The organism is Pyramidobacter piscolens W5455, assembly GCF_000177335.1.
In the GTDB taxonomy this organism is placed as follows: Bacteria; Synergistota; Synergistia; order Synergistales; family Dethiosulfovibrionaceae; genus Pyramidobacter; species Pyramidobacter piscolens.
In genome coordinates, this window is sequence record NZ_ADFP01000014.1 from 1 (window position 1) to 12,829 (window position 12,829).

Here is a 12,829-nt window from a genome sequence, read left to right on the forward strand (position 1 = left end):
GCCCTCGCCGCGGCGGTACACGGCGCGGAACGCCGTGGGCAGGCCGCCGACGCCGCGCTCCACCGCGAAGCCGCGCTTCTCCAGCCATTCCGTCAGCAGCGCCGAAGCGTGGACCTCCGTCAGCCCGACTTCCGGGTGGTCGTAAATGTCGTCGGACATCGCCGACAGCTCCGGCTTCAGCGCGTCGATCAGCGCAAACATCTTTTCCTTCATCGAAAATCCTCCGTTCCGTGCTGTCCGCTCAAGATGGGGCGCACAAAAGTTCTATTTTCTATGATACTTGATTCTATTTTTAGAATTTGCTATTATTTTAGCGATCGGAAGAAAGTTGTCAAGACTCTCGACGAAAAAAACGCGATGACAACGCGGCGTTCATCGTCATACGGCGCCCCCCGCCCGGAAAGGAAGATCCCGCATGGAGCTCAAAAAACGCGTCAAAGAATCCGAACGGCTGAACGCTTCGGTCGTGTTCAGCCTCGAGGCGCTCGATTTTCTCGAAACGGAGGGCTCGGCGTCGCTGACGGAGCTGAGCGGCGCTTTGGGCATCCACAAATCCCGCGTCATGCGCCTGTGCGGCACGATGGAGCGGATGGGCTACGTGATCCGCCGCGGCGAAGACGCCCGCTACGCGCTCGGCCCCCGCGTGCTGTCGCTGGGCAAGGCGTTCGAGCGCCACAATCCGCTGCTCCACGTGCTGCGACCGCAGCTGGAACGGATCGCCCGTGAACTGGACGAGAACGTCTCGTTCCAGATCATCCGCGACGACCGGCGCCTGTGCGTCTGCTCCGTCTGCCGCGCGCAGCTGGCGCGCTACGTCACGCCCGAGGGCAGCGAGGCGAAGTTCCCCTACGGCGCTGCCGCCAAGGTGATGCTCGCCTGGGGGCCGGCGGAGCTGCGCGCCAAAATCCTCGCCGCGGCCCCTTATCCGCGCTATACCGAACACACGCCGACGACCGCCGACGAAGTGCTGCGCGCCATTGAAAAGACGCTGAAACAGGGCTACGCCGTCTCGCGCGAGGAGCGCACCTACGGCACCGCGGCGCTGGACGTGCCCGTTTTCGGCGCCGGCTGCGAGCTGCTCGGCGCGCTCGGCCTCGCCAGCACCACGGAGCGCCTCACGCCCGAGCTGATCGAAAAAGCCGTGCCCGCGCTGCGGAAGGCGGCCGCCTACATCCAGTCGATGACCGCCGGCGCGGAAAAGTTCGTGCCCAAGATGCCGCGCCGGGACGAATAGCCGCGACGCGAAAAAAAAGCCGCGGCATTTCCCGACAAAAAACGAAAGCGCCCCGATACGGCCGATGGCTCTCCTTCATCGACGCGTACCAGGGCGCTTTTTGTCGAGCGTTTTTTTGATGTTCCACGTGGAACATCTTTCTTTCGACGCAGCGTTTTCAATGGATCATAAATCATGTTTTTTAAGCGATGTTATTTTTCCCGCCGGCGCGGCGTCTTTTGTCCCGCCTTTGAGTCCGCCGCTTTCTGAACGGTCAGGCGCAGGTTGAGGGCCGTCAGCGCGGCGCTGTGCGCTTCGATCGTCCGCGGCGAGATGTTCGGCACGAGCCCGTCGAGGAACAGCGCGTTGTGTTTGACTTCGGCCAGATCGAGGATCAGCCGGGGAACGTTGTAAAAGCCGATCTCGCCGCGCGGATCCCAGCCCGCGGCACGGCGGTTCGTCAGCAGCGCCACCGTGCGCGCGCGTTTTTTCAGGCGCTTGAGGATCGGCGTGTTGTTCTCGCTGCCCATCATCAGGTGGTCGCCGAGGACGACGATCGCCGTTTCACGGCCGCCCGGCTGCGCTTCGACAAAATCGACGAAATCGCCGAGCAGGTAATCCAGGCAGGCCACGCAGTACTCGTGGCTCATGGGCGGCACCGCGGGCGCCACCTTGTCCTTCAGGCGCGCGTCGGGAAGACCTTTCGTAAAGTGCGTGTCGACCGTCAGCAGCGTCAGGTTGAACGGCCGCCCGGCGGCTGACAGGCGCGAGTATTCGAGCTTGGCCTGTTCGAACAGGTCGAAATCGTGCGCGCCCCAGACGGTTTTTTCGCAGCCCTTTTCGAAGTCCCGCGCCCCCTTGACGCGGTACCCCAGCGTTTTCATGAGGCCGCCCGTGCCGCCGAAGCCGAGCTCGCAGCCCGCCAGAAACAGGCAGTCGTACCCAGCCCGCCGCATCACTCTCGCGTACGACGTCAGGCGGCTGCTCTCGACCCGGTTGAAAATATCGTCGCCGGCGCCGCCGAAAAAGGCGGGAAACGACGTCTGCGTCGCGTACAGCGCGCCGACGGTCCAGGTCGCGCCGCTGACGCATTTGTAATTGTCCCAGAGCGTCCATCCGGAATCGGCGAGGCGGTGCAGGCGCGGCAGCGAATCCGGAAAATCCTCCCGGTCCAGAAAATTGTTCTCCAGCGACTCGCAGTAAACGACCACGATATTTCGCCCCGCCTCGGCCGCGACGTCGGCCTCCGCAACCGGCTCCCGCCGCGCGCCCAGCGCCGCGAACAGCTCCGCCTCGGAACAGGACGAAGTCCGCGCGTACTGCCGCCATGATTCCAGCATTTCCCGATAGACCGACGTCACGGGCGAAAAAGCGACCGCCAGCGCGCAGGCCGCCAGCAGCCCCAGGCGCGGAAAACGTCGCTTCGGCGCGAAAACGCGGCGCAGGCGCCCCGTCCAGTTCAGCCAGACGACGGTCAGGACGGCAAGCGTGAGCCCGGCGAAAACGGCGCTCGTCGCCGCCATCACGAGCGGCGCCATGCGCAGCATGTCCCAGTCGAGACGCATGAAGACAAAGTAATCGAGATCCCGGTTCAGCACGGCGGCGCAGAGCGCCTGCGCCGCCGCCAGCGCGTAGCCGAGCAGCACCGCCAGCGAGCCGAGCTTCCGGTTTTTGACGAGAAAAAGCCCGGCCGCGGCGAAGGGCAGAAAAAACAACAACGCGTCTTGAGCGCACTTTTCCATGCCGAAAGACCTTTCTTTCGCAGCTTCGAAATTGGAGAGAGAAGCGATACCCGCCACTTTATGCGATATTGTAGCACGCGCGCGGCGTAAAATAATCCGTCGCGCGGATCGCAGAAAATCCGCGCGACGGAAACGAGGGCACGAAAAAGCGCTTGCGCGCCGCCGTCTTTTATTTCTAAAACACGTTGCGGTACATGATCACGATCAGGACGATGGGCAGGCCGTAGGTGACCCAGGGTCTCCACCAGCCGCTGACGCGCCACGTATGAGTTTCGTCCAGGCCCTTGTTCGCTTCTTCCATGTAGCCATTGAACTTCAGCACGAAAGAGATGTAGAGCGACACAAGCAGCGCGTCGACCGGCATCATCACGTTGCCCGACAGGTAATCGGCGAAATCGAAGATGCTCTTGCCGAGGACCCGGCACGTGGACATCCAGCCGTGCCCTTCGCTCAGCGAGTAGGCGCAGGGCAGGCTGAGCACGAACATGACGAAGACGACGATCCAGGTCATTTTGCTTCTTTTCACCTTGAAGAAGTCGGCGAAGCAGGCCACGGGGGCTTCGAGGTATCCGAGCCCGGAGGTGTAGCCGGCGACGGCGACGAGAATGAAGAACAGCGAAGCCCAGAACGAGCCCATCGGCATCTTGCCGAAGACGACGGGCATGATCTCCATGACCAGACCGACGCCGCTGGCGTTGGGATCGGCGCCGTAGACGAGCAGCGCCGGGAAGATGACCACGCCGGCGACCAGCGCGAAGGAAGTATCCATGGTGACGACCATGGCGGCGTCCTTGGGCATGTTGTCGGTGTCGCTGCGATAGGAGCCGTACACGACGGCGGTGGCGATGCCGACGCCGATGGAGAAGAAGCTCTGGCCGAGGGCGTACAGCCACACTTCGGGATTCCATATCTGGCTGAAATCGGGGCTGAGATACCATCTCAGACCGTCCATGGCGGTTTTGCCGACGCCTTCCACGGGGCTGAGCGTCAGCGAGCGGACGGCCAGCGTCACGATCATGAGGCCGAGGATGGGCAGCAGCCATTTGCAGAGTTTCTCGACGCCTTCCTTGACGCCGCGCGAGATCGCCAGCCCCAGCGCGAAGAAGACGACGACGGTGTAGGCGATCAGCTCGAAGGGACTCTTCATGAAATCGTCGAACATCACTTTGGTCTGCTCGAAAGTGGAACCGGTGAAAATGCCGGTCAGAGCCTTCACGGCATAACGGACCATCCAGCCGATGATGACCGTGTAATACGCCATCAGCACGATGCAGGCGATGGCGCCGACCCAGCCGATCAGTGACCAGAAAGGTTTCTTTTCGCGCAGGAACCCGACGATGGGCGTCGCCTTCATGCGGCGGCCGATGCTCAGTTCGCCGAGGAACAGGGGCAGGCCGACGAAAACGCAGATCAGCACATAGACCAACACGAAAGCGCCGCCGCCGAACTTGCTGGTGAGATAAGGGAAACGCCAGACGTTGCCGAGGCCGATGGAGAAACCGGCGGCTGAAAGGATAAAACCGATGCGACTGCCAAAACTGTCTCGTTTCTGTTCTTCCATAAAAAATCATCCCTTCCATTTCAACACTCTGCTGCCGCGAATATTCGCGGCAAACCGTTTCGATTCCCGCATCCCGGACGCGGCGCGCGGGCAGCCCAAGATGCGGGAATCGGTTCACACATGGAATTTTTCGGCTTCGGCAAGAGCCGTTTTCAAATGTTCCAGATCGATCCAGCGGTAATCGGCGTCGGCCCCCTTCGGATCGTCGAATCCCTGCAGCGACAGATGCTCGATCGCCCGGCCGAGAACCTCCCGGTCGTCGCCCTCCCACGAGGGCTTTTCGGAGAGGACGACCGAGCGGTAAGGGCTCGTGTTGAGGCGGTTGTTCGCCGACAGCGGATGCGTGACCAGATGCCAGTCCTTTCCCAGGTATTCGGAGACCTTCAGCAGCACGTCCAGCGGCGTGCCCTCGACCAGCACGGTCGCGCCGAGCTTTGCCGCTTCGACATCCGGATTGTTGGTGACGATCATGGTCGGCCCTCCCGAAAAAAATGATTTCAAGAATCGGACGTTAAATCCGTGTTTATTAAACGCGGTTTTATGCCTGAGAGAATGAATCGTGAAAAATTTCATTTGCGCGGCGTCGAAAAGAGCCGGCGGAACCCGACGCGGTTTCGCCGGCTTTATGTTTTTCGCCGCCGCCTGACGGCGGAAGCCACATTTCCGTTAGAGCGCCTTGAAGATCGTCTGTTTGTCGATCGGCGTGACCATGGCCTCGAGCGCCTTTTCGAGCAGCTTGCGGCGGGCCTTTTTGTCCTCCGCGTCGCCAAGCTCCGGCTTGCCGACGGGGTGGGGGATGGCGACGCCGGGCACGATCCGGTTGGAGCCGACGGTCATCATGATCGGCACGATCGTGGCGATCTGCACGACGGGGATGCCGGCGGCCTTCTCGATTTCACGCGACATCGATGCACCGCATCGAGTGCAGGAGCCTCAGGTGGAGGTGAGAATGGCGGCGTCGACGCCGGCGGCTTTCAGCTCCGGGCCGATCTCCTGGCCGAACTTCTCGGCCCAGGCCACGGCCGTGCCGGTGCCGGTGGTGCAGTACACGTACTTGTAGATTTTGCCGATCTTGCCCTCTTTTTCCAGCTCGCGCATCTCGTCGAGCGGCAGCACCACGTCGGGGTTGGCGTTGGCCCACTGCGTGTCGTAGCCGCCGTGGATGGACTCGTAGTTCTCGGGGGTGAGGTCGTTGAGGCCGGTGATGTCGTAGCGGCCGTAAGACTCCGCGGAAGAGACGCGGATCTTGTCGGGATTGCCCTTGGGAACGATACCGCCGGAGGTGATCAGGGCGATCGTGGCGTGCTTGAGATCCTTGACCGGAGCGCAGGGCTCGATCTTCTTGAAGGTCGGCATCTCGTACTCGGTCTGGAACGGCTCGCCGGCCATCTTCTTGAGCAGCATCTCGAGGCCGCGCTGAGCGCCGTTCTTCTCGTGGAAGAAAACGCGGCGGAATCCGCGGCTGATGTAGTTTTCGTCGGCGGCGGGGCCGAGAGTTTCCTTCTTGAGCAGCTTGAGCGCCAGCGAGGCCATGGATTTGGCCGCGTCTTTGATGCCGCGGGCGCTGTTGGCCGTCTTGACGATGAAGACTTTCTTGGCGAAGGACTCGGCGCCGGGATTCTCGGGATACATGCCGGTGACGACGGGAATGCCCAGCGTGTCCTGCACGGCGGCGCAGATGTCGCCGCAGGCCATGCCGTAGCGTCCGGCGAAGAACGCCGGGCCGGCGATCAGCAGGTCGGGCTTGTAGCTGCCGATCATCTCGAGCAGCGTCTTTTTGGCCTCTTCGTTGTGTTCGTTGAAGTAGTTGTCGCCGCAGATCACCGTGCCGACGATCTCGGCGTCTTTGCCCAGCTCGGCCTGAAGGGCGGCGCCGGGGCCGACTTTGCCGTCGCGCTTTTCGGGCGGCACGTGGGCCATGTCCTCGCCGCCGATGCCGGCGTAAAACTGGTTGATGTAATGAACGATGCGGAACGTCATGATCGATTCCTCCTTACACCCAGAGCGAGCCGGACCTGTTGAAGCCGGTCTCGCAGGTCGAGCCGATGATCGACTGCAGCTCGACGTACATGGAGCCGTCGGGGCGAAGGCTTTCGGCCGCGCCGCCGGAAACGTGGGCGATGGACTCGATGAAGCCGATCACTTTTTTCATGGCCGGCACTTCGAGCATCTCGTTGACGTTGCCGCAGGAGACGAAGGCCGTCATCTGCGGCGTGGCGTCGGCCAGGCCCTGCGACGCGCCGTCGGTGCCGGACGCTTCGTCGGCGATGACGACGGTGCTCATGCCCAGCGCTTCGCACTTGTTGACGTTCAGGCAGAGGTCGCTGTCGGGGTTGCCATAGCCTTCCTCGGTGATGATCACGCCCTTGGCGCCGAGCTCGCGGCAGAGGCGGGCGTTGAAGGACGAAGCGCGCTCCTTGCCGGCGAGGACGACCGATTCCTGCGTGGGGATCATGCCCAGGAAGTTGACGGTTTTGCCGTGCTGGGCGTACAGTTCGCTGACCACCGGATCGTGCAGATGGTGCCAGGTCGTGGTTTTGTCGCAGGCGGACACGCAGTTGCCGGAGACCATGGCGCCGTCGAGCACCTCGTTGGGGTGCAGCAGCGTGGGCAGGCAGGTCTTCACGTCGGCGCCGTACACGTACGTGTCGTGCAGCAAACCCTGCGTGATGCACATGCAGAGATGGACGACGGGCGGCAGGTCGGGATATTTTTTCAGCTCTTCGGCCACCGTGCCTTTTTCGAAAACTTCCGTGGCGTCGATCTTCGCGTTTTTGCAGCAGTCGGCCAGCCAGACGGCGGCTTTCAGCCCGGCGACGCGGATCGCTTCCTCGTACTGGTGCTTTTCCAGATTCTCGACCGGCCGGGCGATCAGCACCACGTTGAACAGCTCCGCGAACGGGCTGAACTTGGCGGCGGGGCCGGACATGTCGATAAAACCTTCCTGAAAGCCCATGATCGGGCCGACGGTGACCACGCCGGCGCCGTCGAGCACAAACGTCGCGCCTTCGCCCGCCGTGTCGTTGGGGCCGATCACGGAAGCGAAATAGCTTTCGCCGCCTTCCAGCTTGACGCGCGGCTCGATCACGTCCTTGACGGGGATGATGCGCACCGATTCGCCGGGACGGGCCAGATCGACGTCCCACTTTTCGATGCGGTCGTCGTCGGAAAGCGCGGCGATCAAACCTTCCTTGTCGACGTAGAGCACGCCGTTTTCCATGCGGGTCGGGCTGCCCCATTCAAGCCCGGTCACATGGGCCTTGCGAAGTTCCAGCCTCATAGAAGCATTCCTCCTTAGCTTGCTGAATATTATTTATGGTTCCTCGCCTTATTCAAAATCATAAAGAATGCCCTCGCAAAAAAAACGTTGCAAGTTACCAGATTTTGTGAGTTAATACGTCCGGAGATTCGTATCAACCGTACGAGATGAGGTGAAATGATGAAAAAAAACGAGATAGACGAGATGACATTAATACAAAAATGCGCCCAGGAGATCGCTTCTTCCACGGCGGCAATCATCGGCCACAACCTCATCATCACCGACGTGGACGGCAGGATTATCGGCGCCAGCCAGACGGAGCGCGTCGGCCAGCTGCACGAGGCCTCGCTCGAAGTGGCGCGCACCGGTACGGCTTCCGAGACGACGCGGGAGCAGGCGCGGCTGTTCCGGGGGACGCTTCCCGGCGTCACGTTCCCGATTCGGAATCTGAACGGACGCACCGTCGGCACCATGGCTCTCACGGGCTCGCCGGACGAGGTCCGCCCGTTCGGCCTGATCGTCAAAAAACAGATCGAGATCCTGCTGCGCGAGCGCGAGCTCCACGTCTACTCCAGCAGCCGCGAGAGCATCATCCAGAACCTGATCCACGACCTGGAGACTTTCGTCCCCGGCGTCGGCAACGAGACCATGCTTCAGTCGCGGGCCATCGAGCTCGGCTACGATCCGAGCTTGTTCTACATTCCCATCGTCGTCGATCTGTACCAGTTCGGCCGCTACGCGCTGGCCGTCCGCCGCGAATGCCGGGACGGGGACAGCGGGCAGGTGGAGATGCGCATCCTCAACGTCAAAAAAGCCATCCTCGCGGAGATGCGCGGCGTTTTCTCCCATCCGCACAACATTTCCAGCATCAGCGGCAACAATCGTTTCGTCACGCTCCATGCCGTCAAGGACGCCGATCGCGCCGACCCGCAGCACGAAAAGGCGGCGCTTGCGCAGGTCGTCGAACTCTCGCGGAGTCTTTTGGACCGGCTCGAGGATTACGGGCTGAAAGCCGCCATCGGCATCGGCTCGCCGGCTCACAGCATTGCGGCGCTGTCGATCAGCTGCCATGAGGCCCGCAAGGTCCTGATGCTGGGCAAAAAGTTCAAACAACGTCCCGACGTATACTGCATCGCCGACTTCCGCATGGAGGACGTGATTTCCACCATCGACGCGCCCGTGCGCATCCGCTTCATCAAGGCCCTGACCGGCAACCTGCGCGCCAAATCCGACTGGCCGGAGCTGGAAAAGACGATCCGGGCCTGGTGCGAAAGCGGTTTTTCGCTGGTGGGGACGGCGCGGCGGCTCCACATCCACCGCAACACGCTGATCTACCGCCTCGAGAAGATCGAGCGCCTCACCGGCGAGGACATTCACAGCTTCCCCGCCTGTTTCAACTTTTATTTCGCCCTGCTGCTCGGCCAGTATTCCGGCCCCGCGGCCAAGGAGAGCGCCGCTCCGTCCGCCGAAGAATGAAAGCGAAAACGCCCGCCGGACCGAAAAAAAAGCGGCCGGAGGCTGATGAATCGAATGTCATCAGTCTCCGGCCGTTTTCAACGTTGAAAATCGGTCTCAGAAACGGGCGAAGTTCAGTTCGTTGCCGTGCGCCGTGATCAGACGCGCCACGTCTTCGGTCTTCACGTAGACGGTGGCGGTGTTTTCGTTAGGATGGATGCCCATCAGCCGGCCGCGGAAATCGTCGTCGAAGTAAACCGTCACCTGGCGCTCTTCGTCGTTGAGGATGCCGAAGGGCGTGACCGAGCCCCTGGCGAGGCCGAGGATCCGGTTCAGCTCTTCCTCCGAGACGAAACTGAGGCGGCGCGTGCCGAAGCGCGCCTTGAAATCCTTCAGGTCGACGCGCTTTTCTTCCTTGACGGTGATCAGGTAATAGCGCTGTTTCTTGTCGTCGTGGACGAAAAGGTTCTTGGCGATCGCCTCGACGTGAGGCAGGCCGAGCGCCAGCATCTCGTCGATGGTGTAGACGGGCTCGTGTTCCGCCTTTTCGTAGGCGATCCCCTCGGCGTCCAGCATCGCCATCACTTCCCGCTTGTTCATGGTCGTTCAGCTCCTTTGTCTCAAGATGTTATGATCTTGCCGCGCCGCGTCTTTCCGCTGTCAGAAACGGCGTCGCCCGTCCAGCGAAAGGGCGCGGCGGCGGGCCGGTGGAGGTCGTCGCCGTATGGCTGAGCGCTCCCTCGAGATCTGGACAAAATGACGGCCATCGCTGCTTCTGCTCTCAACGGCGTTGTACGCGAGAACTCTTTGCGCTCACCGCGGCGCGAGGCAGCCGTGGGAGATCATGTAGGAAATGAGCTGCGAGATGTTGCCGTAACCGGTCTTGTTCAGAATCGACGACACGCAGCCTTTGATCGAACTGGGCGAGAGGGCGAGTACGGCGCCGATCTCCTCGCGGCTTTTGGATTCGCAGAGCATGCAGAGCAGTTTGATCTCGCGGCGCGTAAAGACGCCGGCGAACGGGTCGATCTGGCGGAGCATCTCTTCGTTGGGATAGATCTGGTAGCCGCTCGCCGTGCCGCGGGCGCAGGTAACTAGCCCTTCCTGCACGCAGTTGTAGAAGAGGAAAGAATCGACGCCTCCCTCGCGCGCGTCGGCGATCAGCGACGAGTCGGACAGCCCTGTAAGGAACGTGATCTTGACGGAGGGCGAGCTCTTTTTTATCGCGGCGGAACTGCTGAGCGCGCTCCGCACGTTGTCGAGGGCGACGTCGAACAGAAACAGGTTGGGGCGCAGTGTTTCGCAAACGCCGGGCGCATCTTCCGTGCGCTCCAGCTCGGCGGCGACCGCGAAATCTTTTTGTGCGGCAAAACAGTCCGAGAGCAGGCGACGGATCAAGTTATGGCGGCTGACAACGACAATATGAACCATCTGTTCTTTTTTTGACCTTTCTGCAGATAATTGAGGCTTTTTCAAGATGCTAACGTTTTTTCGGACCTCTTGTCAAGGACTTTAGGCTAATTTTCTTGGCGCAATTTTAGCCGGAAGGGGCATTGCGGCGCGCGGCGGCTGCGGATAAAATATGCGGAGACGCGGGGACATGCCCCGGCGATTGGCGGCATGAACCGCCATTTTTCAAGGAGGAAAAACGATGAAAAAGCTTCTTGCGTTTGTGTTTGTGCTGGCGATGGCCGCCATGGCTTGGGCCGCGCCGATGGATTGCGGCTACTTTACGGCCGACGTGCCCGAGGGCTGGACGTTCGAAACGGTCCAGCAGGACGACAACTCCGTCACCGGCGTGCTCAAGGCCGCCGACAGTTCGCTGGCCTTCACCGTGTCGGCGCTCAAGGCTTCCGAACAGCTGACGGTCAAAACGGCCGCCGAGCAGTTCGCCAAGGTTCACGGCGCGACCGATCTCGCCAGGATGGACGGCGAGGGGGAGAGCTACGAGTACACCGCGACGGTCAACAACGCGCCCGTGTACGCGCAGATTTTCGCCATCGACGATACCGCGATCGGTTACATCGCCATCGCCGGCGACCATGAGAGCGATCTTGCCACGAACGTCTTCAACTCCATCGAGTTCAAGAAGTAGACGGCCGTTCCTTAACGAAAGCCGCCGCGAAGGCGCAAAAAATCATCGACATAAAACGGAATCCCCAACGAGCTCATGCCGTTGAGGATTCCGTTTTTCGTGTCTCCGCGTTGTGGCGGCGGTTCTTGTTTAAAGACTACTCGGCCAGCGTGCCCATGGGGTCCCAGGGGAAGAAGTGCAGCGGCTCGGTTTCCAGCGCGGCGAGCTGCTTCTCGCTGAGGTGCTTTTTGTTGATCACGACCTGATAGACGTACTCGTCGAACCAGCCGCCGTCCATCAGATAATAGCCTTTGTCGCCGTGTTCGTCGCCCCAGCTGTTCTCGATCTTCCAGCGGTTGGGCTGCCCGGCGGCGTCGAGGTTGACGCCGGTGATGACCATGGCGTGGTTCATGGCGCTGTCGCGCAGGTCGAGGCGCTCGGCCTTGGTCATGGCGAAGTCCATCGCGAAGGTGCCTTCGTAGTCGAAGCAGGCGTCGCTCCAGATGCCCATGTCGCGCGCGCCTTTCTTGCCGACGTCGGAACCGAACCAGACGCACTCGCCGTCTTTGAGCTGGCGCACGATCAGGTCTTTCAGCTCGTCCATGGGCAGGTTGAGATAGCGCACGGAACGCCCCTCGGCGACGTTGCCCAGCCAGTCGATGGCGACGGTGCGATAGAACGGCTTGTCGGCGGTGGGAGAGTTGATCAGGCTGACGTAATCGTTTTTCAAGTCGAGGCCGACGTACTTTTCGTAAAAGCTTTTCGGGGTCAGGTCGCGGTCGGCGTGGAAGTTCTTGTCCTTGTCGACGTACTCGAAGTCGAACGTCTGCGGCGGCTGGCCGAAGCACAGGCACAGCAGCGCGTACACTTCGTCCATCATCTGCGCTTTCAGGCCGCGCGGATCGCCGCCCTTGGCCGCTTCGGCGCGCAGCCGGGCGGCGCCGCGGCGCAGTTTGGCGTTGAGCAGTTTGTTCATGTCGGCGGTGTTGCTGCTCTGGAACGTCTCTTCCATGGCCGACTTTGGCGCGACACCGTACTTCTCGACCAGGTTGACGAACATGTCCCACTGGCCGCCGTCCTGCACCGCGGTGTCGAGCACATAGCTCAGCAACCGGTCGTCGACGGGCCTGTCGGCCAGCGCGATGACGCTTTCGAGGAAGTAATTGGCCTTTTCGAACTTGTCCCAGAAAGCCGTGTAGTTTTGCGAAAACTCCAGCTCGGCGAGGTTCAGCTTTTTGGCCGTCAGCTCGCGCAGCACGTTGAGCGCGGCGAAGATCCAGCAGCGGCCGCTCTTTTTCTGATTGGCGGCGGGCAGCGTGGGCACGACGTGCGAAAAGCGGAACTGCGCGGCGTTGCGCCCTCTGGAACTGAACGCGACGTCGCCGATGCCGTGCTTCGACAGCGCGTTGCCCACCGCCCGGTACAGCGCGCTGCTCTCGTAACGCGCCCGGTACTCGGCGCGCTGCTGTTCGGAAATTCCCTCAAATGACATGACTCTCTCTCCTTCGTCAGAATGTGCCGGCCG

At 61.5% G+C, this 12,829-nt stretch carries 11 protein-coding genes and 1 pseudogene; 3 read left to right on the forward strand and 9 right to left on the reverse strand.

The window, feature by feature from the left end; translation table 11 throughout:
• Positions 1–213, reverse strand: a pseudogene (locus HMPREF7215_RS00955) (M20 family peptidase); the annotation flags it as partial.
• A 202-nt stretch (positions 214–415) separates the two neighbouring features.
• Here HMPREF7215_RS00955 and HMPREF7215_RS00960 point away from each other — a divergent pair.
• A complete protein-coding gene (locus tag HMPREF7215_RS00960; protein WP_009163691.1) occupies positions 416–1,234 on the forward strand; it encodes an IclR family transcriptional regulator in 819 nt (272 codons plus the stop codon).
• Positions 1,235–1,425: 191 nt separating this feature from the next.
• Here HMPREF7215_RS00960 and HMPREF7215_RS00965 read toward each other — a convergent pair whose 3' ends face one another.
• From HMPREF7215_RS00965 to HMPREF7215_RS00990, 5 genes are all read right to left on the reverse strand, one after another.
• On the reverse strand, positions 1,426–2,955 hold the full coding sequence (locus HMPREF7215_RS00965) for an LTA synthase family protein (protein ID WP_040550009.1): 1,530 nt from the start codon (positions 2,953–2,955) through the stop codon (positions 1,426–1,428).
• A 175-nt stretch (positions 2,956–3,130) separates the two neighbouring features.
• Complete coding sequence (locus HMPREF7215_RS00970; protein WP_009163693.1) at positions 3,131–4,516, reverse strand: sodium-dependent transporter; 1,386 nt, start codon at positions 4,514–4,516, stop codon at positions 3,131–3,133.
• Positions 4,517–4,630: 114 nt separating this feature from the next.
• A complete protein-coding gene (locus HMPREF7215_RS00975) occupies positions 4,631–4,987 on the reverse strand; it encodes a GrdX family protein (protein ID WP_009163694.1) in 357 nt (118 codons plus the stop codon).
• Between the two features lie 195 nt (positions 4,988–5,182).
• Positions 5,183–6,496 carry a glycine/betaine/sarcosine/D-proline family reductase selenoprotein B gene (locus HMPREF7215_RS00985; RefSeq protein ID WP_083798207.1) on the reverse strand — a complete coding sequence of 438 codons (1,314 nt, stop codon included), beginning with the start codon at positions 6,494–6,496 and terminating at the stop codon, positions 5,183–5,185.
• A 13-nt stretch (positions 6,497–6,509) separates the two neighbouring features.
• Positions 6,510–7,796, reverse strand: coding sequence for a glycine/sarcosine/betaine reductase component B subunit (locus HMPREF7215_RS00990; RefSeq protein ID WP_009163697.1), 1,287 nt, complete (start codon positions 7,794–7,796; stop codon positions 6,510–6,512).
• A 159-nt stretch (positions 7,797–7,955) separates the two neighbouring features.
• Between HMPREF7215_RS00990 and HMPREF7215_RS00995 the strand changes: the two genes are divergently transcribed.
• A complete protein-coding gene (locus tag HMPREF7215_RS00995; RefSeq protein WP_156797378.1) occupies positions 7,956–9,251 on the forward strand; it encodes a CdaR family transcriptional regulator in 1,296 nt (431 codons plus the stop codon).
• 96 nt (positions 9,252–9,347) lie between these two features.
• Here the strand turns inward: HMPREF7215_RS00995 and HMPREF7215_RS01000 are convergent, their stop codons facing one another.
• Together HMPREF7215_RS01000 and HMPREF7215_RS01005 are read right to left on the reverse strand one after the other, a co-directional pair.
• Positions 9,348–9,830: a prolyl-tRNA synthetase associated domain-containing protein gene (locus tag HMPREF7215_RS01000; protein WP_009163699.1), complete on the reverse strand. Its 483-nt coding sequence runs from the start codon at positions 9,828–9,830 to the stop codon at positions 9,348–9,350.
• 213 nt (positions 9,831–10,043) lie between these two features.
• Positions 10,044–10,661: a response regulator transcription factor gene (locus HMPREF7215_RS01005; RefSeq protein WP_040550011.1), complete on the reverse strand. Its 618-nt coding sequence runs from the start codon at positions 10,659–10,661 to the stop codon at positions 10,044–10,046.
• Between the two features lie 220 nt (positions 10,662–10,881).
• On the opposite strand from HMPREF7215_RS01005, the gene HMPREF7215_RS01010 reads away from it, so the two are divergent.
• Positions 10,882–11,325: a hypothetical protein gene (locus HMPREF7215_RS01010; protein ID WP_009163701.1), complete on the forward strand. Its 444-nt coding sequence runs from the start codon at positions 10,882–10,884 to the stop codon at positions 11,323–11,325.
• A 136-nt stretch (positions 11,326–11,461) separates the two neighbouring features.
• On the opposite strand, the gene HMPREF7215_RS01015 is transcribed toward HMPREF7215_RS01010, so the two are convergent.
• Positions 11,462–12,796, reverse strand: a complete 1,335-nt coding sequence (locus tag HMPREF7215_RS01015) for a C1 family peptidase (RefSeq protein WP_009163702.1) — start codon at positions 12,794–12,796, stop codon at positions 11,462–11,464.
• Positions 12,797–12,829 lie beyond the last annotated feature (33 nt).

What these genes read in the sequence shown, in the direction of transcription:
- HMPREF7215_RS01010 (WP_009163701.1), top strand. Translation starts at nt 10,882, where the DNA reads ATGAAAAAGCTTCTTGCGTTTGTGTTTGTGCTGGCGATGGCCGCCATG.
- HMPREF7215_RS00995 (WP_156797378.1), top strand. Translation starts at nt 7,956, where the DNA reads ATGAAAAAAAACGAGATAGACGAGATGACATTAATACAAAAATGCGCC.
- HMPREF7215_RS01015 (WP_009163702.1), bottom strand. Translation starts at nt 12,796, where the DNA reads ATGTCATTTGAGGGAATTTCCGAACAGCAGCGCGCCGAGTACCGGGCG.
- HMPREF7215_RS00975 (WP_009163694.1), bottom strand. Translation starts at nt 4,987, where the DNA reads ATGATCGTCACCAACAATCCGGATGTCGAAGCGGCAAAGCTCGGCGCG.
- HMPREF7215_RS00960 (WP_009163691.1), top strand. Translation starts at nt 416, where the DNA reads ATGGAGCTCAAAAAACGCGTCAAAGAATCCGAACGGCTGAACGCTTCG.
- HMPREF7215_RS01005 (WP_040550011.1), bottom strand. Translation starts at nt 10,661, where the DNA reads ATGGTTCATATTGTCGTTGTCAGCCGCCATAACTTGATCCGTCGCCTG.
- HMPREF7215_RS01000 (WP_009163699.1), bottom strand. Translation starts at nt 9,830, where the DNA reads ATGAACAAGCGGGAAGTGATGGCGATGCTGGACGCCGAGGGGATCGCC.
- HMPREF7215_RS00965 (WP_040550009.1), bottom strand. Translation starts at nt 2,955, where the DNA reads ATGGAAAAGTGCGCTCAAGACGCGTTGTTGTTTTTTCTGCCCTTCGCC.
- HMPREF7215_RS00970 (WP_009163693.1), bottom strand. Translation starts at nt 4,516, where the DNA reads ATGGAAGAACAGAAACGAGACAGTTTTGGCAGTCGCATCGGTTTTATC.
- HMPREF7215_RS00990 (WP_009163697.1), bottom strand. Translation starts at nt 7,796, where the DNA reads ATGAGGCTGGAACTTCGCAAGGCCCATGTGACCGGGCTTGAATGGGGC.